Origin of the sequence: Streptomyces celluloflavus, from assembly GCA_000720995.1 — a bacterium.
GTDB lineage: Bacteria > Actinomycetota > Actinomycetes > Streptomycetales > Streptomycetaceae > Streptomyces > Streptomyces celluloflavus.
In genome coordinates, this window is sequence record JOEL01000004.1 from 120,732 (window position 1) to 138,854 (window position 18,123).

The window sequence follows — 18,123 nt, forward strand, 5'->3', positions numbered from 1 at the left end:
CTTTCTGGTTACGTTCCTCGGCCTTCCCGGGGGACGGCCGCCGCGTCGGTGTGGGGTCTACCGCGGCCGTCAGCCGACCGAGCCTTCCATTTGCAGCTCGATCAGCCGGTTCAGCTCCAGCGCGTACTCCATGGGCAGCTCACGGGCGATCGGCTCGACGAAGCCGCGCACGATCATCGCCATGGCCTCGAACTCCGTCAGACCGCGCGCCATCAGGTAGAAGAGCTGGTCCTCGCTGACCTTGGAGACGGTCGCCTCGTGGCCCATCGACACGTCGTCCTCGCGGACGTCGACGTACGGGTAGGTGTCCGAGCGGGAGATGGTGTCCACCAGCAGGGCGTCGCACAGCACGTTGGACTTGGAGCCCGCGGCGCCCTCGCCGATCTCGACGAGACCGCGGTAGGAGGTGCGGCCGCCGCCTCGCGCCACCGACTTGGAGACGATGTTGGAGGAGGTGTTCGGCGCCATGTGGACCATCTTGGAGCCGGCGTCCTGGTGCTGGCCCTCGCCCGCGAAGGCGATGGACAGGGTCTCGCCCTTGGCGTGCTCGCCCATGAGGTAGACCGCCGGGTACTTCATCGTCACCTTGGAGCCGAGGTTGCCGTCGACCCACTCCATGGTCGCGCCCTCGTAGGCGACGGCGCGCTTGGTGACCAGGTTGTAGACGTTGTTCGACCAGTTCTGGATCGTCGTGTAGCGGCAGCGGCCGCCCTTCTTCACGATGATCTCGACGACCGCGGAGTGCAGCGAGTCCGACTTGTAGATCGGGGCCGTGCAGCCCTCGACGTAGTGGACGTAGGCGTCCTCGTCGACGATGATCAGCGTCCGCTCGAACTGGCCCATGTTCTCGGTGTTGATCCGGAAGTACGCCTGGAGCGGGATGTCGACGTGGACACCCTTGGGGACGTAGATGAAGGACCCGCCGGACCACACCGCGGTGTTCAGCGACGCGAACTTGTTGTCGCCGACCGGGATGACGGTGCCGAAGTACTCCTGGAAGAGCTCCGGGTGCTCCTTGAGCGCGGTGTCGGTGTCCAGGAAGATGACGCCCTGCTCCTCCAGGTCCTCGCGGATCTGGTGGTAGACGACCTCGGACTCGTACTGCGCGGCGACACCGGCGACCAGGCGCTGCTTCTCCGCCTCGGGGATGCCGAGCTTGTCGTAGGTGTTCTTGATGTCCTCGGGCAGGTCCTCCCAGGAGGCGGCCTGCTGCTCCGTGGAGCGGACGAAGTACTTGATGTTGTCGAAGTCGATGCCCGACAGGTCCGAGCCCCAGTTGGGCATGGGCTTCTTGTCGAACAGCTTCAGGCCCTTGAGCCGGAGCTTGAGCATCCACTCCGGCTCGCTCTTCTTGCCGGAGATGTCGCGGACGACGGCCTCGGACAGACCTCGCTTGGCGGAAGCGCCGGCCACGTCGGAGTCGGCCCAGCCGTATTCGTACTTACCCAGTCCCTCAAGCTCGGGGTGGGCAGTCTCCGTAGGGAGCGTCATGCGGGTTTCCTCCCGGCCGTGCGTGCAGATGCGGTGGTGGTCTTGGTGGTGGTGCGATGAGCGGGCCTGCCCGCCTTCGGGGCGGCGTGGCCGGCCTTCGGGATGAAGGTCGTGCACACTCCGTCGCCGTGGGCGATCGTGGCAAGACGCTGTACGTGTGTTCCCAGCAGGCGGGAGAAGACCTCGGTCTCCGCCTCGCACAGCTGCGGGAACTGCTCGGCGACATGGGCGACCGGGCAGTGGTGCTGGCAGAGCTGTTCACCGAGCTGGGAATTGGGCGCGCTGCGCGCCGTAGCAGCGTACCCGTCGGCGGTCAATGCCTCGGCAAGGGCCTTCGCACGGGCTTCTGGCTCGGCCCCGTCGACCGCCTGGCGGTAGCCCTCGGCCTGCACGGCGAGGCGCGCGCGGGCGAACGCGGCGACGGCCGCCTCGCCCATCTCACCGCCGCCGGCGGTCTGCGCGATCCAGCGCAGCGCGTCGGCGGCCAGCTGGTCGTAGGACTGGTCGAAGGCGTCCCGGCCGCAGTCGGTGAGGGCGAAGACCTTGGCCGGACGGCCGCGGGTCCGCGCTCCGTAGACCCGCTGCTCGCGGGGCTCCACGACGCCCTCGGCGGCCAGCGCGTCCAGATGCCGGCGGACGGCGGCCTGGGTCAGCTCCAGGCGCAGCGCGAGCTCGGCCGCGGTCGACGGACCGTGGTCGAGGATGGAGCGGGCGACCTTGTTACGGGTGCCCTCGTGCTCTTCGTGTGCGGAGGGCGTGGGGTGCGCGACCCGTCCGCCCCGCTCGGGCGCAGGAGACCGGGGCCCGGCGGTCTGCTCGGCCGCGGGCCCTTTCTGATCCTCGCTCGCGTATTTCACAACACCATTGTTGCGTAATTCCGCGGAACGGCACAACCCTCGACCGGATCACCGGTGGGTGGTTTCAGTCACTTAGGGTTACCTAATCCCGGCGCGCTCCGGGGTCTGCGCCACCGTGGCGGCCGTCCCGTCCACCGCCGCCGGCCGGCCCCCGTCGGCGGGGCGGACCCGCCGCGCACCGCCGGTGAACCAGTACGTGGCGCCCACCAGCAGCCCGCCGCCGACGATATTGCCCGGGACCGTGTACGCCAGGTTCCGCAGCAGACCGGCGCCGCCCGCGACACCGTCGAAGAGCGCGAGGGCGTACAGCGCCATATTGGCCACGCAGTGCTCGAAGCCGACCGCCACGAAGACCGCGACCGGCAGCCAGAGCACCAGCGTCCTGGCCCCGTCGCCGGTGGCCCGCAAGAACATCCAGACGGCCAGGCAGACCAGCATGTTGCAGAGCACCGCGCGCCAGAACAGCTGCCCGCCGGCCAGCGCGTTCTTCCCGGCCACCAGCTCGGCGAGCATCGCACGGGCGGACGGGGTGGCGGTGACGCCCGAGGCGTGCACCATCGCGCCGAAGGCCAGCGTCCCCGCGAGATTGCCCGCCAGGGAGAGCACCCAGCTGCCCGCCAGATCCTTGATCCCGGTCCGGCCGGAGAGCGCGCCGACGAGCATGATCATCACGTTGCTGGTGAACAGCTGCGCCCCGGCGAACATCACCAGGGTCAGCGCCACCGGAAAGACCGCGCCCTCCAGCATCCTGGTCGCCGCCGAGTGCTCCGCGACGAACGGCGAGACGGCCACCAGCAGCAGCACCTCACCGACCCCGATGAACGCCCCCGCCAGCATCGCGGAGACGAAGTAGCGCGGCACCCGCCGCAGGTCGGCCGCCTTGTGGGCCGCCTGCCGGGACGTTTCCTCAAGGTTTTCGGCGATGCTGATCACGCCGTCCACGCTAGGCGCCGCGAACGGCCGCACCCTCCCGCCAAGGGCCCCCTGTCAAAGGCCGAGAGGCGGGAATTCGAAAGGACCTAAGCCCCCATTAATGCAAACGGGGCAGCTCTCCGTAGACTGCCCGGCATGCGAACCGAGCCTGCCGTCGAGGTCGTCGGCCTGGTCAAGAGATACGGGACCAAGACCGCCGTGGACGGGCTCGACCTCACCGTCGCGCGCGGCGCCGTCACCGCCGTACTCGGCCCGAACGGCGCCGGCAAGACCACCACCGTCGAGATCTGCGAGGGCTACCGCCGTGCGGACGCCGGCACGGTCCGCGTCCTGGGCCTGGACCCGGTCGCCGACGCCGCGGCACTGCGGCCCCGGATCGGCGTGATGCTGCAATCCGGCGGCGTCTACCCGGGCGCCCGCGCCGACGAGATGCTGCGGCACACCGCCGGCCTGCACGCCCACCCCGTCGACGTGGACCTCCTCATCGAGCGGCTGGGGCTGGGCAGCTGCGGCCGGACCGCGTACCGGCGGTTGTCCGGCGGGCAGCAGCAGCGGCTCGCGCTGGCGATGGCCGTCGTCGGCCGCCCCGAACTGGTCTTCCTGGACGAACCGACCGCCGGCCTCGACCCGCAGGCCCGGCGCGCCACCTGGGACCTCGTGCGGGAGCTGCGCCAGGACGGCGTCAGCACCGTGCTGACCACCCACTTCATGGACGAGGCCGAGCAGCTCGCCGACGATGTCGCGATCATCGACGGCGGCCGGGTCATCGCCCGGGGCACCCCGGAGGAGCTGTGCCGGGGCGGCGCGGAGAACACCCTGCGCTTCACCGGCCGTCCCGGCCTGGACGTCACCTCACTCCTCAAGGCGCTGCCCGCGGACAGCGCCGCCACCGAGCTGACCCCCGGCACCTACCGCGTCGACGGCAAGGTCGGCCCGCAACTCCTCGCCACCGTCGCCTCCTGGTGCGCGCAGCACGGCGTCATGCCGGACGCCATAGCCGTCGAACGGCACACCCTGGAGGACGTCTTCCTTGAGCTGACCGGTAAGGAGCTGCGCGCATGAGGCAGGGCCACACGTCCACCGGCCGGGGGTCCGGGGGTCGCCCCCCGGGACGGCACAGCCTGGAGCTCACCGGTAAGGAGCTGCGCGCATGACCGCGACCGGCACGTTCACCCCGCGGCCCGGTGCGGCCCCGCTGCCCCGGATGATCCGCGCGCAGGCGGCCCTGGAGACCAGGATGCTGCTGCGCAACGGCGAGCAGCTGCTGCTGACCGTCATCATCCCGACGCTGCTGCTGGTGCTGTTCTCCGCCGTCGACATCATCGACACCGGCGCCGGCCGGTCCGTCGACTTCCTCGCGCCCGGCATCCTGGCGCTCGCCGTGCTGTCCACCGCCTTCACCGGCCAGGCCATCGCCACCGGTTTCGAGCGGCGCTACGGCGTGCTCAAGCGGCTCGCCGCCTCGCCGCTGCCGCGCTGGGGGCTGATGACGGCGAAGACCTGCGCGGTGCTGGTCACCGAGGTCCTCCAGATCGCGCTGCTGACCGCCGTCGCCCTCGCCCTGGGCTGGTCCCCGCACGGCAATCCGGCCGCCGTGGCGGGGCTGCTGATCCTGGGCACCGCCGCGTTCTCCGGGCTGGGCCTGCTGATGGCCGGCACGCTCAAGGCCGAGGCGACCCTGGCCGCCGCCAACCTGGTCTTCCTGCTGCTCCTGGTGGGCGGCGGCGTGATCGTCCCGCTGGCGAAGTTCCCCGAGGCGGCCCAGGCGGTGCTCGGGCTGCTGCCGATCACCGCGCTCTCCGACGGGCTGCGCACCGTCCTCCAGCACGGCGCCGGCGTCCCCTGGTCCGACCTCGGCATCCTCGCGGTCTGGGCGGTGGCGGGCCTGGGCGCGGCGGCCCGCTTCTTCCGCTGGGAGTAGCCGTCGCGACCGGCCCCCGCACGGCCCGGACGGGGCCGCACGGCTGATCGCCCCGTCCGGTTCCGTTGCGATACGCACCCCTCGTGAAAGTTTGCACAAGGGGCCCCCTACGATGGCTCCCGTGCCGAACACGCTGAATCCCCTTGAGCTGATCGCCCGCCGCTGGCAGCCGTCCGCGCGCTTCGTGGAGCGGGCCGCGCTGGCCACCGTCATCATGGCCGTGATCATCGTCGTGACCGGCGGGGCGGTCCGCCTCACCGAGTCCGGCCTCGGCTGCCCGACCTGGCCCACCTGCACGGCGGAGAGCCTGACGCCGACGCCGGCGATGGGCATCAACGGCATCGTCGAGTTCGGCAACCGCGCCCTGACCGGCGTGCTGTGCGTCGTCGTCGGGCTGTTCATCATCGCCGCCCGCGCCCGCCACCCGCGCCGCCGCTCGCTGACCCGGCTCGGCTGGGCCCAGTTCTGGATCGTCATGGGCAACGCCGTCGTCGGCGGCATCACGGTCCTGACCGGCCTCAACCCGTACATCGTCAGCTCGCACTTCCTGCTCTCCACCGGTCTGCTCACGGTCGCCGTGGTGTCCTGGAAGCGGGCCGGCGAAGGCGACGGGGAACCGCGCGGCCTGGTCGCCCGGCCGGTCCGCCAGCTCGCCTTCGTGCTGGTGCTGGCCACCGCCGCACTGACCGTCATCGGTACGGTCGTGACGGGCTCGGGCCAGCACGCGGGCGACGCCTCCAAGGACGTCCACCGCATCCCGCTGGACTGGCAGGAGATCACCCAGCTCCATGTCGACTTCGTCTACATCGTCGTCGGCCTGAGCGTCGCCCTGTGGTTCACGCTGCGCGCCGTCAAGGCCCCGGCCGCGCCGCGCCGCGCCGTCCTGGAGCTGTTCGGCTGCCTCCTCTTCCAGGGCGTGATCGGCTACGTCCAGTACTTCAACGGCCAGCCCGAGCTGATCGTCGGCCTGCACATGTTCGGCTCCACGCTGGTCTGGATCGGCGTCCTGCGGATCTTCCTGGCGCTGCGCGACCGCGGCCCCGTACCCGCCGCACCGGAGTCCACCACCGACGCCACGGATACCGAGGACGCCACGGAAACAGCCTCCCCGGCGGAGCAGCCGGCGAAGGCCCCGGCCGCCCGGTAGACCCCGCGCGACCACCGGCCCGGCCGGACACCGGCCCGGCCAACGGCTTGACGGACGGCCTCTGCGCCCCGGACATCTCCCGGAGCGCAGGGGCCGTCGTCCGTCCGCCAGGAGACCCGCTCTGGCATCCGCGACGGTCCACGGCGCGGCGCCGATCAGCTACCGGCGCCGCGCCGATCGCACCACGACCGAACCGGCGGCACCGGCCCGCACCGGCCGGAAGCCCGCCCCTCCCCGCAGACAGCAAAAAGCCCACCCGGCGCGGTACTCCGCGCCCGGTGGGCTCTGTGGTTCAGGGGCCGGTCCGGGACCGGCGTCAGGGGTTGGCCGGGCCGCCCAGCTGGAGGCCCGCCATCCGGGACCACTCGTAGGGACCGGTGCGGACCTTGGCGGCGAGGGGGCCGTCGAAGTCGTCCTGGAGGGTGACGCCGGCCTGTTCGGCGGCCTCCTTGGCGGCGGTGAAGGACTCCGCGACGAGGTTTCCCCACTCGCCGTTGGCGCCGACGAGAGCGATACGGGTGCGGCCGCGGCCTATGTGCGCGAGCTGGCCCTCGGCGCTGCCGCCGTGCGAACCGGCGAAGGCCCGGATCTCCTTGGCGAGCCGGGCCGTGCGCCGGGCGGTCCGCCGCCGGTCCCGCGCCTCGGCCACGGCGTCGTCCGCCGTCTGCTCGTCCGCCTGCTGGGTGTCTGCCATGGACAGCATGCTACCCGCCGGTAATCAGCGGAGGAAGGGGTCCACGGCGACGGCGACGAAGAGCAGCGACACATAGGTGATGGACCAGTGGAACAGCCGCATCTCCTTGAGCTTGGCGCCGGTGAGCCCGGCCTTGGCGCGGGCCCGCAGGCCGTGCGCCTCCTTGAGCCAGAAGGCGCCGCAGGCGACCGCGACGGCGGTGTAGAACCAGCCGGTGTAGCCGAGCGGCTGGAGCAGCAGCGAGACGGCGACCATCGCCCAGCTGTAGAGGACGATCTGGCGCGCGACGACCTTGTTGCCCGCGATGACCGGCAGCATCGGCACGCCGACCCGCGCGTAGTCCTCCTGGACCTTCATCGACAGCGGCCAGTAGTGCGGCGGCGTCCAGAAGAACATGACGAGGAAGAGGACCACTGCGGCCCAGGAGACCGAGTTCGTCACCGAGGACCAGCCGATGAAGACCGGCATACAGCCCGCGATACCGCCCCAGACGATGTTCTGCGCGGTGCGCCGCTTGAGGATCATCGTGTAGCCGACGACGTAGAAGAGCAGCGCGGCGAACGAGAGCACCGCGGAGAGCAGGTTGACGAAGGCCCAGAACCAGGCCACCGAGACCACGGTGAGGACGGACGCGAAGACCAGGCCCTCACGCGGCGAGACCATGCCGGTGACCAGCGGGCGCTGGGCGGTGCGGTCCATCAGGGCGTCGATGTCGCGGTCGAGGTACATGTTGAAGGCGGCCGCGCCGCCGGCGGAGAGGTAACCGCCGATGCAGGTCGCGAGCACCAGCCACAGATCTGGCACGCCCCCGGCCGCCAGGAACATCACCGGCACGGTGGTCATCAGCAGCAATTCGATGACCCGCGGCTTGGTGAGGATCATGAACGCCTTGACACGGGCCCCGAACGGCCGGTTGCCGGGACTACTCCCGGGGCCCTGAGAGAGCGCCCCCGCAGGACGGGATTCGACGGCCGTCACGCACACCCCTGGAAGTAACGTCTGCGGCATCCGCCGCGGAGATAAGGCCAGCAAGCACACCCGGCGATGACCGGTCAAGGCTTGCGCGTACCACGCCACTTTAGACGTTGGGGATATCGCGATCTTCGCGGGGGTGCGGTCGTGTTGGGCGCGGGCCGCGGTACCGGCGCCGCACCGCGGCCCCGCGATCATCGGGTGTTCAGGAGGCGGATGCCCGCGCCGCCCGGCAGTCTGGTCGTACGGGCGCCGCCTCCGGCGGGGAATTCCGGAAGCAGTGGTTCCGTTGCCCGGAGCGACGTCCTTCCCGGGTGCCGCCACCGACCACGAGTCGAAAAGGCGCACGCACTTGCGGGGGTAGGCTCGACACCGCCTGGCGGACATACCGGTCCGCGGCATTCGACATGTGGAGAGGAGCCCTGACTCAGGGTGAGCACCAAGCCGACCACCACAGATTTCGAGTGGACCGAGCTGGACCAGCGGGCCGTTGACACCGTCCGCGTCCTGGCCATGGATTCCGTGCAGAAGGTCGGTAACGGCCATCCGGGTACGGCCATGAGTCTGGCGCCGGCCGCCTATCTTCTCTTCCAGAAGCTGATGCGGCACGACCCCGCCGACGCGAACTGGACCGGCCGCGACCGGTTCGTGCTCTCCGCCGGCCACTCCAGCCTGACCCTCTACATCCAGCTCTACCTCGCCGGCTACGGCCTGGAGCTGGCGGACCTGGAAGCTTTCCGCACCTGGGGCTCGAAGACCCCCGGCCACCCCGAGTACGGCCACACCACCGGCGTGGAGACCACCACCGGCCCGCTGGGCCAGGGTGTCGCCAACGCCGTGGGCATGGCGATGGCCGCCCGCTACGAGCGCGGCCTCTTCGACCCGGAGGCGGCGCCGGGCACCTCGCCCTTCGACCACACCATCTACGCCATCGCCGGTGACGGCTGCCTCCAGGAGGGCATCTCCGCCGAGGCGTCCTCGCTCGCGGGCCACCAGAAGCTCGGCAACCTCGTACTGCTGTGGGACGACAACCACATCTCCATCGAGGGCGACACGCAGACCGCGGTCTCCGAGGACACCCTCAAGCGGTACGAGGCGTACGGCTGGCACGTCCAGCGGGTGGCGCAGCTGCCCAACGGTGACCTGGACCCGGCCGGTCTGGCCAAGGCCCTCCAGGCCGCCAAGGCGGAGACCGGGCGCCCCTCGTTCATCGCGGCCCGCTCGATCATCGCCTGGCCGGCCCCGCACGCCCAGAACACCGAGGCCGCGCACGGCTCGGCGCTGGGTGCGGACGAGGTCGCCGCCACCAAGCGGGTCCTGGGCTTCGACCCGGAGAAGAGCTTCGAGGTCTCCGACGAGGTCATCGCGCACACCCGCGCCGCCCTCGACCGCGGCCGCGAGGCCCGGGGCGAGTGGGAGAAGGCGTTCGCCGCCTGGCGCACCGCCAACCCGCAGCGCGCCGCCGAGTTCGACCGGATCGCCGCGGGCGAGCTGCCCGAGGGCTGGCAGGACCAGCTCCCGGCGTTCGAGACCGGCAAGGCCGTGGCCACCCGTGCCGCGTCCGGCAAGGTCCTCCAGGCGCTCGGCGCGGTCATCCCCGAGCTGTGGGGCGGCTCCGCCGACCTCGCGGGCTCGAACAACACCACCATCGACAAGAACTCCTCGTTCCTGCCGAAGGGCAACCCGCTGCCCGGCGCCGACCCGTACGGCCGCACGATCCACTACGGCATCCGCGAGCACTCCATGGCCGCGGAGATGAACGGCATCGCGCTGCACGGCAACACCCGCATCTACGGCGGCACCTTCCTGGTGTTCTCCGACTACATGCGCAACGCCGTCCGGCTCTCCGCGCTGATGCACCTGCCGGTGACGTACGTGTGGACGCACGACTCCGTCGGGCTGGGCGAGGACGGCCCGACCCACCAGCCGGTCGAGCACCTGGCCTCGCTGCGCGCCATCCCGGGCCTGAACGTCGTGCGCCCGGCCGACGCCAACGAGACCGCCATCGCGTGGCGCGAGATCCTCAAGCGCTACACCAAGGAGTTCGGCAAGGGCGCCCCGCACGGCCTGGCGCTGACCCGCCAGGGCGTGCCGACGTACGAGGCGAACGAGGACGCCGCCAAGGGCGGCTACGTCCTGTTCGAGGCCGAAGGCTCCGACGGGCGGCCCACCGCGCCCGAGGTGGTGCTGATCGGCACCGGCTCCGAGGTGCAGCTCGCCGTCGAGGCGCGTGAGCAGCTGCAGGCCGAGGGCGTCCCGGCGCGCGTCGTCTCGATGCCGTCGGTCGAGTGGTTCGACGAGCAGGACCAGGACTACCGCGAGCGCGTGCTGCCGCCCGCCGTCAAGGCGCGGGTCGCCGTCGAGGCCGGTATCGGTCTGACCTGGCACCGCTTCGTCGGGGACGCCGGCCGCATCGTGTCCCTGGAGCACTTCGGCGCCTCCGCCGACGGCAAGGTCCTCTTCCGCGAGTTCGGCTTCACCGCCGACGCGGTGGCCGCCGCCGCCCGGGAATCCCTCGAAGCCGCCGCGCGCTGACGCCGGTATACGACAAGTAGGAGATGCAGAACCCATGACAGACGCACTCAAGCGCCTCTCCGACGAAGGCGTCGCGATCTGGCTGGACGACCTGTCGCGCAAGCGCATCACGTCCGGCAACCTCGCCGAGCTGATCGACCAGCAGCACGTCGTCGGCGTCACCACCAACCCGTCGATCTTCCAGAAGGCGATCTCCGCGGGCGACGGCTACCAGCAGCAGCTCGCCGACCTCGCCGCCCGCAAGGTCACCGTCGAGGAAGCCATCCGCATGATCACGACGGCGGACGTCCGGGACGCCGCCGACATCCTGCGGCCGGTCTTCGACGCCACGGACGGCCAGGACGGCCGGGTCTCCATCGAGGTCGACCCGCGCCTGGCCCACCACACCGTCCCGACGATCGCCGAGGCCAAGCAGCTCGCCTGGCTGGTGGACCGTCCCAACACCCTCATCAAGATCCCGGCGACCAAGGCCGGCCTGCCGGCGATCACCGAGGTCATCGGCAGGGGTATCAGCGTCAACGTCACGCTGATCTTCTCGCTGGAGCGCTACCGCGAGGTCATGGACGCCTACCTCGCGGGGCTGGAGAAGGCCCAGGCCGCCGGCCTCGACCTCGCCAAGATCCACTCGGTGGCCTCGTTCTTCGTGTCCCGGGTGGACAGCGAGATCGACAAGCGCCTGGACAAGCTGGGCACCGACGAGGCCAAGGCCCTCAAGGGCAAGGCCGCGCTGGCCAACGCCCGGCTGGCCTACGAGGCGTACGAGGAGGTCTTCTCCTCGGACCGCTGGGCCGCGCTCGACAAGGCGCACGGCAACAAGCAGCGTCCGCTGTGGGCCTCGACCGGTGTCAAGGACCCGGCCTACAAGGACACGCTGTACGTCGACGAGCTGGTCGCCCCCGGCACCGTCAACACCATGCCGGAGGCCACCCTGGAGGCCACCGCCGACCACGGCGACATCACGGGTGACACCGTGCGCGGCGGTTACGCGGCGGCCCGTGCCGACCTGGACGCGCTGGCCGCGCTCGGGATCTCGTACGACGACGTCGTGCGGCTCCTGGAGGACGAGGGCGTCGAGAAGTTCGAGGCGTCCTGGAACGACCTGCTCAAGTCCACTGAGGCGGAGCTCAAGCGCCTCGCTCCTTCGGAGGGCTGACCAACTTGTCCAGCAGCAATCCGCTGCGTGACGCCCAGGACCGGCGGCTCCCGCGTATCGCGGGGCCGTCCGGCCTGGTCATCTTCGGCGTCACGGGCGATTTGTCCCGTAAAAAGCTGATGCCTGCCGTATACGACCTCGCCAACCGCGGTCTGCTGCCGCCGGGCTTCTCGCTCATCGGGTTCGCCCGCCGCGAGTGGCAGGACGAGGACTTCGCGGAGGAGGTGCACGAGGCCGTCAAGCAGCACGCGCGCACGCCCTTCCGCGAGGAGGTCTGGCAGCAGCTGGTCCAGGGCTGCCGCTTCGTGCAGGGCGACTTCGACGACGACGAAGCCTTCGAGACGCTCAAGGACACGATCCATGAGCTGGACAAGGCGCAGGGCACCGGCGGCAACTTCGCCTTCTACCTGTCCGTGCCGCCGAAGTTCTTCCCCAAGGTCGTCCAGCAGCTCAAGAAGCACGGGCTGGCCGACCAGAAGGAGGACTCCTGGCGCCGCGCGGTCATCGAGAAGCCCTTCGGCCACGACCTCAAGAGCGCCCAGGAGCTCAACCGGATCGTCCACGAGGTCTTCCCGCCGCACGAGGTCTTCCGGATCGACCACTACCTCGGCAAGGAGACGGTCCAGAACATCCTGGCGCTGCGGTTCGCCAACACGATGTTCGAGCCGATCTGGAACCGGTCGTACGTCGACCATGTGCAGATCACGATGGCCGAGGACATCGGCATCGGCGGCCGGGCCGGCTACTACGACGGCATCGGCGCCGCCCGCGACGTCATCCAGAACCACCTTCTCCAGCTGCTCGCACTGACCGCGATGGAGGAGCCCGCCTCCTTCGACGCGGACGCGCTGGTCGCGGAGAAGACCAAGGTGCTGGGCGCCGTCCGGCTGCCCGAGAACCTCGGCGAGGAGACGGTGCGCGCGCAGTACGCGGCCGGCTGGCAGGGCGGCGAGGAGGCCGTCGGCTATCTCCAGGAAGACGGTATCGACCCCAAGTCGAAGACCGACACCTACGCCGCCATCAAGCTGAAGGTGGACAACCGCCGCTGGGCGGGCGTCCCCTTCTACCTGCGCACCGGCAAGCGGCTGGGCCGCCGGGTCACCGAGATCGCGGTGGTCTTCCAGCGCGCGCCGCACTCCCCCTTCGACCACACCGCCACCGAGGAGCTGGGGCAGAACGCCCTGGTCATCCGGGTGCAGCCGGACGAGGGCGTGACCGTCCGGTTCGGCTCCAAGGTGCCGGGCACCTCGATGGAGGTGCGGGACGTGTCGATGGACTTCGCGTACGGCGAGTCCTTCACGGAGTCCAGCCCCGAGGCGTACGAGCGGCTCATCCTCGACGTCCTGCTCGGTGACGCCAACCTCTTCCCGCGGCTGGAGGAGGTCGAGCAGTCCTGGCGGATCCTCGACCCGATCGAGGAGTACTGGGACGCGCACGGCAAGCCCGCGCAGTACCCGGCGGGCACCTGGGGCCCCGTCGAGGCGGACGAAATGCTCGCACGAGACGGACGGAGCTGGCGTCGGCCATGAAGATCGATCTGACGGAAACCACGGCCAGCAAGATCAACAAGGCGCTGGTGGAAGGCCGTCGCGCCGTCGGCACCCCCGCCGTCGGCATGGTGCTCACCCTCGTCATCGTCACCGACGAGGAGAACGCCTACGACGCCCTGAAGGCGGCCAACAACGCCTCGCGCGAGCACCCCTCGCGCACCCTCGTCGTCATCAAGCGAGTCAGCCGGTCGCCGCGCGACCGCGCCAAGGCCCGCCTGGACGCCGAGGTACGGGTGGGCGCGGACGCCGGCACCGGCGAGACGGTCATACTCCGGCTGTACGGCGAGGCGATCAACCACGCCCAGTCCGTGGTGCTGCCGCTGCTGCTGCCGGACGCCCCGGTGGTGGTCTGGTGGGCGGTGAACTCCCCGCTGGACCCGGCCAAGGACCCGCTCGGCGCGCTCGCCCAGCGGCGCGTCACCGACGCCTACACCGCCGAGCAGCCCATCGCGGAGCTGACCAAGCGCGCCGACACCTACACCCCCGGCGACACCGATCTGGCCTGGACCCGCACCACCCCGTGGCGCTCGATGCTCGCGGCGGCGCTGGACCAGATGCCGTGCACGGTCACCTCGGCCGAGGTCGAGGGCGAGGAGCTCAACCCCAGTGGCGAACTGCTCGCCATGTGGCTCGCCGGCCGGCTGAACGTCCCGGTCAAGCGCAGCCTGTCGGCCGGCCCGGGGCTGACGGCCGTCCGCATGGAGACCAGCGGCGGCCCGATCGTGCTGGACCGCCCGGACGGCGCCCTGGCCACGCTCTCCATGCGCGGCCAGCCGGACCGCGCGGTGGCGCTCAAGCGGCGGGAGACCGCCGAACTGCTCGCCGAGGAACTGCGCCGGCTCGACCCGGACGACACCTACGCAGCGGCGCTGAAGTTCGGCGTGGACCGGCTCACCGGCCCGACCGCTGAACCGGCGGCGGCCGCGGACTCCTCGGAGCCCGCCGAGTCCGCCGCCACCGGGGCGGCCCCGGCCAAGCCCGCGGCGGCGAAGAAGCCGGCCGCCAAGAAGGCAGCCGCCAAGTGAGCGCTCCGCAGGTCGTCGTCCACCGCGACAAGGAGCTGATGGCGCGGGCCGCGGCGGCCCGGCTGATCACGAAGATCGTGGACGCCCAGGCCGCCCGCGGCACCGCCTCCGTGGTCCTGACCGGCGGGCGCAACGGCAACGGGCTGCTCGCGGCCCTCGCCGAGGCGCCCGCCCGGGACGCGGTGGACTGGTCCCGCCTCGACCTGTGGTGGGGCGACGAGCGGTTCGTGCCGGACGGCGACCCGGAGCGCAACTACACCCAGGCTCGCGAGGTGCTGCTGGACAGCGTCCCGCTGGACCCGGCCCGGGTGCACCCGATGACGGCCTCGGGCGGCACGTACGGCAACGACGCGGACGCCGCGGCGGAGGCGTACGCGGCCGAACTGGCCGCCGCGGCGGGCCCCGAGGACCACGGCCCGGTGCCGTCCTTCGACGTCCTGCTGCTGGGCGTCGGCCCGGACACCCATGTGGCCTCGCTCTTCCCCGAGCTGCCCGCGGTGCGCGAGCAGGAGCGGACGGTGGTCGGCGTGCGCGGCGCGCCCAAGCCGCCGCCCACCCGCCTGACCCTGACCCTGCCCGCGATCCGCGCGGCACGCGAGGTCTGGCTGCTGGCGGCCGGTGCGGACAAGGCCGGGGCCGCGGCCCTCGCACTCTCCGGCTCCGGGGAGATCCAGACCCCGGCGGCGGGCGCCCGCGGCCGCAGCCGGACACTCTGGCTGCTGGACGAGGCGGCGGCGGCCCAGCTGCCGCGCGGCCTCTACCCGCCCGCCTCGGCGTAGCCGGCACGGACAACGCCTGCGGCCCCGTCCTCCTCCGGGAGGGCGGGGCCGCAGGCGTTGTCACGGGTGGCCGGCGCCGCGGCGCCGTCGGTCAACGGCCGCGCAGCTCGCGGTACTTGGTGACCAGATTGGCCGTGGATGCGTCCAGGCCCGGTACCTCGGCGCCGTCCGTCAGCGCGGGCTCCACGCGCTTGGCGAGGACCTTGCCCAGCTCCACGCCCCACTGGTCGAAGGAGTCGATGTGCCACACGGCGCCCTGGACGAACACCTTGTGCTCGTAGAGCGCGATCAGCTGGCCCAGTACGGAGGGGCTGAGCTCCTCGGCCAGGATCGTGGTGGTGGGGCGGTTGCCCTTGAAGGTCTTGTGCGGCACCAGTTCCTCGGCCACGCCCTCGGCGCGCACCTCGTCCGGCGTCTTGCCGAAGGCGAGCGCCTGGCCCTGTGCGAAGAGGTTGGCCATCAGCAGGTCGTGCTGGGCGACCAGACCGGGCCGGAGGTCGTCGACCGGCCGGGCGAAGCCGATGAGGTCGGCCGGGATCATCTTCGTGCCCTGGTGGAGCAGCTGGTAGTAGGCGTGCTGGCCATTGGTGCCCGGGGTGCCCCAGACGACCGGGCCGGTCTGCCAGTGCACCGGACGGCCGTCGCGGTCCACGGACTTGCCGTTGGACTCCATGTCCAGCTGCTGGAGATACGCGGTGAACTTGGCCAGGTAGTGGCTGTAGGGCAGGACCGCGTGCGACTGCGCGTCCCAGAAGTTGCCGTACCAGATCCCCAGCAGGCCCAGCAGCAGCGGGGCGTTCTCCTCCGGCGGGGCGCAGCGGAAGTGCTCGTCCACGAGATGGAAGCCGGCCAGCATCTCACGGAACCGCTCCTGGCCGATCGCGATCATCAGCGACAGGCCGATCGCGGAGTCGTACGAATAGCGGCCGCCGACCCAGTCCCAGAACTCGAACATGTTCGTCGTGTCGATGCCGAACTCCGACACCTTCTCGGCGTTGGTCGACAGGGCCACGAAGTGCTTGGCCACCGCCTCGTCACCGGCGCCCAGGCCGGTCAGCAGCCAGTCGCGGGCCGAGGTGGCGTTGGTGATCGTCTCGATGGTGGTGAAGGTCTTCGAGGCGATGATGAAGAGCGTCTCCGCCGGATCGAGGTCGCGCAGCGCCTCGTGCAGGTCGGCGCCGTCCACGTTGGAGACGAAGCGGAACTGCATGTCCCGCTGGGTGTAGGCGCGCAGCGCCTCGTACGCCATCGCCGGGCCCAGGTCGGAGCCGCCGATGCCGATGTTGACGACGGTCTTGATGCGCTTGCCGGTGTGGCCCCGCCAGTCGCCGGAGCGGACCCGCTCGGCGAAGGTGCCCATCTTCGTCAGCACCGCGTGCACCGCGGGGACGACGTTCTCGCCGCCGGTGGTGATGACGGCCGAGCCGGGCGCGCGCAGCGCGGTGTGCAGTACGGCGCGCCGCTCGGTGGTGTTGATCTTCTCACCGCGGAACATCGCGTCCCGCAGACCGGCCACCCCGGCCGCCGCGGCCAGTTCGCGCAGCAGCAGCAGCGTCTCGTCGGTGACCAGGTGCTTGGAGTAGTCCAGGTGGAGATCGCCGACCTGGAGGGTGTAGCGCCCGGCGCGCTCGGGATCCTGGGCGAACAGGTCGCGCAACTGCACCTCCCCCAGCTGCTCCCGGTGCTTGCCCAGCGCGATCCACTCAGGCATCTGGTCGAGCCTGCTGCGGCCTTCTGCGTTCATCTCGGAATCAGCCTTCTCATCTCGTACCGGCCCCGCCGTCCCCAACCTAATTGATCAGGGCACGGTATGAGATGTCCGACTGCCGTCGAACGCGGTGCGGACGGGTATCAGGGCGAGCGTGCCACCGCCCAGCAGGGCGCCGGCCAGTAACGCCGGGGTGTTGGCGCCCCACCCCGCGGCCGCCGCGCCCCCCAGCAGCGCCCCCAGCGGCACCCCGGCCGTGGCGACCGTACGGAACGCGGCGCTGATCCGGCCGAGCAGCTCGGCGGGGCTGCGCTGCTGCACGACGGTGGTCTCCAGGACGTTCCACACCATCCCGGCGAAGCCGAACAGGCCCAGCAGCACGGCCGCCGCCACCAGCGAGCGCACCGCCGCGAAGAGCATCAGCACGGCGGCCTGCGACAGGCCCGCGCCGAGCAGGGTACGGACCGGTCCGCCGAGGGCGGCCACCACCCGGCCGGCCAGCAGCCCGCCCAGCACCATGCCGATGCCGTATCCGGTCGTCACGAGGACATAGCCGGTGTCCCCGGCGCCCAGCCATCCCTTGACCACCACCACGAGCGTGCCGATCAGCGCGCCGACGCCGACGTTGCCCAGCGCGACGGCCGCGCAACACGCGCGCAGCACCCGGTCGCGCCGCAACGCCCGTATGCCGTCACCTATTTCGTGCCGGACGGTGCGCCCCGGCGCGGCCGGCGGCCCGGGTGGCGCGGTGATCCGCAGCGAGGCGACGAGGGCGGCCGCGACCAGGTACGTCGCCGCGTCGGCGAGGAAGGGCACCGCGGCGCCCAGCGCGAGGAGCAGGGGCGCCACCGGTCCCCCGACGAACCGCCCCAGCACCTCCTGGCCGGTCATCAGCCGGGCGTTGGCGGTGGCCAGCGCCGTGGTGGGCACCACCGACGGCAGCAGGACCGTGGCGGCGTTGTCGAAGAGCGTCTGGAGGGTGGTGAGGGCGAAGGCCAGCGCGATCAGCAGCCCGATACTCGCCTGGCCGAGCGCCACCGCCACGGCGAAACCGGCCATCAGCAGGCCGCGCAGCACATCCACGCCCCACATCGCCCGCCGCGGGTCCACCCGGTCGGCGACCGCGCCGCCCAGCAGTCCGAAGAGCAGCCAGGGCAGGAAGCCGCAGGCGGTGACGAGCGAGATGAGCAGCGGCGAGTCGGTGAGGGCGTAGGCGAGCAGCGGCAGTGCGGTGCCGCGCAGCGCGTCACCGAAGCGGGAGACGGCGGCCGCGCTCCACAGCCGCCCGAAGCCGCCCCGCCAGGCGAGCGCGCCGGCGTCCGGCGCGGTCCCCGTCCCGATGCCCGCCATACCGCCTC

The 18,123-nt window shown here is 71.4% G+C and carries 15 protein-coding genes; 8 read left to right on the forward strand and 7 right to left on the reverse strand.

Annotated elements, in window-relative coordinates; genetic code table 11:
• Window positions 1-69 precede the first annotated feature (69 nt).
• The 3 genes from sufB to IH09_RS05675 all read right to left on the reverse strand — a co-directional run bounded on the left by sufB (window position 70) and on the right by IH09_RS05675 (window position 3,281).
• Window positions 70-1,491, reverse strand: coding sequence for a Fe-S cluster assembly protein SufB (gene sufB, locus IH09_RS05665; protein ID WP_052854640.1), 1,422 nt, complete (start codon window positions 1,489-1,491; stop codon window positions 70-72).
• Window positions 1,488-2,348, reverse strand: a complete 861-nt coding sequence (locus tag IH09_RS05670) for an ArsR family transcriptional regulator (protein WP_052854642.1) — start codon at window positions 2,346-2,348, stop codon at window positions 1,488-1,490. Before IH09_RS05670 ends, sufB begins: the two co-directional genes overlap by 4 nt.
• Before the next feature lie 78 nt (window positions 2,349-2,426).
• The gene (locus tag IH09_RS05675) at window positions 2,427-3,281 is read right to left on the reverse strand and encodes a formate/nitrite transporter family protein (protein ID WP_190233211.1); all 855 of its coding nucleotides are present in this window, start codon (window positions 3,279-3,281) and stop codon (window positions 2,427-2,429) included.
• Window positions 3,282-3,416: 135 nt separating this feature from the next.
• Here IH09_RS05675 and IH09_RS05680 point away from each other — a divergent pair, with 135 nt between their 5' ends.
• From IH09_RS05680 to IH09_RS05690, 3 genes are all read left to right on the forward strand, one after another.
• Window positions 3,417-4,343, forward strand: coding sequence for an ABC transporter ATP-binding protein (locus IH09_RS05680; protein ID WP_052854646.1), 927 nt, complete (start codon window positions 3,417-3,419; stop codon window positions 4,341-4,343).
• A gap of 88 nt (window positions 4,344-4,431) precedes the next feature.
• The gene (locus IH09_RS05685; protein WP_052854648.1) at window positions 4,432-5,202 is read left to right on the forward strand and encodes an ABC transporter permease; all 771 of its coding nucleotides are present in this window, start codon (window positions 4,432-4,434) and stop codon (window positions 5,200-5,202) included.
• 121 nt (window positions 5,203-5,323) lie between these two features.
• Window positions 5,324-6,349, forward strand: coding sequence for a COX15/CtaA family protein (locus IH09_RS05690; RefSeq protein ID WP_052854650.1), 1,026 nt, complete (start codon window positions 5,324-5,326; stop codon window positions 6,347-6,349).
• Window positions 6,350-6,665: 316 nt separating this feature from the next.
• Here IH09_RS05690 and IH09_RS05695 read toward each other — a convergent pair whose 3' ends face one another.
• Entirely contained in the window at window positions 6,666-7,052 is a 387-nt protein-coding gene (locus IH09_RS05695; RefSeq protein WP_052854652.1) for a type 1 periplasmic-binding domain-containing protein, read from the reverse strand.
• A 15-nt stretch (window positions 7,053-7,067) separates the two neighbouring features.
• Window positions 7,068-8,021 (reverse strand): heme o synthase, encoded by a 954-nt coding sequence (locus tag IH09_RS05700; protein ID WP_190233212.1) that lies wholly within the window; start codon window positions 8,019-8,021, stop codon window positions 7,068-7,070.
• 426 nt (window positions 8,022-8,447) lie between these two features.
• Between IH09_RS05700 and tkt the strand changes: the two genes are divergently transcribed.
• Genes tkt through pgl form a run of 5 tightly spaced genes read left to right on the forward strand, consistent with a single transcriptional unit; the run spans window position 8,448 to window position 15,057 of the window.
• Window positions 8,448-10,550 (forward strand): transketolase, encoded by a 2,103-nt coding sequence (gene tkt / locus IH09_RS05705; protein ID WP_052854657.1) that lies wholly within the window; start codon window positions 8,448-8,450, stop codon window positions 10,548-10,550.
• A 34-nt stretch (window positions 10,551-10,584) separates the two neighbouring features.
• Window positions 10,585-11,703, forward strand: a complete 1,119-nt coding sequence (gene tal, locus IH09_RS05710; RefSeq protein WP_052854659.1) for a transaldolase — start codon at window positions 10,585-10,587, stop codon at window positions 11,701-11,703.
• A gap of 5 nt (window positions 11,704-11,708) precedes the next feature.
• Entirely contained in the window at window positions 11,709-13,232 is a 1,524-nt protein-coding gene (gene zwf / locus IH09_RS05715; protein WP_404827232.1) for a glucose-6-phosphate dehydrogenase, read from the forward strand.
• Window positions 13,229-14,278 (forward strand): glucose-6-phosphate dehydrogenase assembly protein OpcA, encoded by a 1,050-nt coding sequence (gene opcA / locus IH09_RS05720; RefSeq protein WP_052854662.1) that lies wholly within the window; start codon window positions 13,229-13,231, stop codon window positions 14,276-14,278. The genes zwf and opcA overlap by 4 nt, the downstream gene beginning before the upstream one ends.
• A complete protein-coding gene (gene pgl, locus IH09_RS05725; protein ID WP_052854664.1) occupies window positions 14,275-15,057 on the forward strand; it encodes a 6-phosphogluconolactonase in 783 nt (260 codons plus the stop codon). Before opcA ends, pgl begins: the two co-directional genes overlap by 4 nt.
• Window positions 15,058-15,148: 91 nt before the next feature.
• Here pgl and pgi read toward each other — a convergent pair whose 3' ends face one another.
• Complete coding sequence (pgi, locus tag IH09_RS05730; RefSeq protein WP_052854666.1) at window positions 15,149-16,801, reverse strand: glucose-6-phosphate isomerase; 1,653 nt, start codon at window positions 16,799-16,801, stop codon at window positions 15,149-15,151.
• Between the two features lie 54 nt (window positions 16,802-16,855).
• Window positions 16,856-18,115 carry an MFS transporter gene (locus tag IH09_RS05735; RefSeq protein WP_052854668.1) on the reverse strand — a complete coding sequence of 420 codons (1,260 nt, stop codon included), beginning with the start codon at window positions 18,113-18,115 and terminating at the stop codon, window positions 16,856-16,858.
• Between the last annotated feature and the right edge of the window lie 8 nt (window positions 18,116-18,123).

What these genes read in the sequence shown, in the direction of transcription:
- sufB (WP_052854640.1), bottom strand. Translation starts at nt 1,491, where the DNA reads ATGACGCTCCCTACGGAGACTGCCCACCCCGAGCTTGAGGGACTGGGT.
- IH09_RS05680 (WP_052854646.1), top strand. Translation starts at nt 3,417, where the DNA reads ATGCGAACCGAGCCTGCCGTCGAGGTCGTCGGCCTGGTCAAGAGATAC.
- IH09_RS05685 (WP_052854648.1), top strand. Translation starts at nt 4,432, where the DNA reads ATGACCGCGACCGGCACGTTCACCCCGCGGCCCGGTGCGGCCCCGCTG.
- IH09_RS05695 (WP_052854652.1), bottom strand. Translation starts at nt 7,052, where the DNA reads ATGCTGTCCATGGCAGACACCCAGCAGGCGGACGAGCAGACGGCGGAC.
- tal (WP_052854659.1), top strand. Translation starts at nt 10,585, where the DNA reads ATGACAGACGCACTCAAGCGCCTCTCCGACGAAGGCGTCGCGATCTGG.
- opcA (WP_052854662.1), top strand. Translation starts at nt 13,229, where the DNA reads ATGAAGATCGATCTGACGGAAACCACGGCCAGCAAGATCAACAAGGCG.
- pgi (WP_052854666.1), bottom strand. Translation starts at nt 16,801, where the DNA reads ATGAACGCAGAAGGCCGCAGCAGGCTCGACCAGATGCCTGAGTGGATC.
- IH09_RS05735 (WP_052854668.1), bottom strand. Translation starts at nt 18,115, where the DNA reads ATGGCGGGCATCGGGACGGGGACCGCGCCGGACGCCGGCGCGCTCGCC.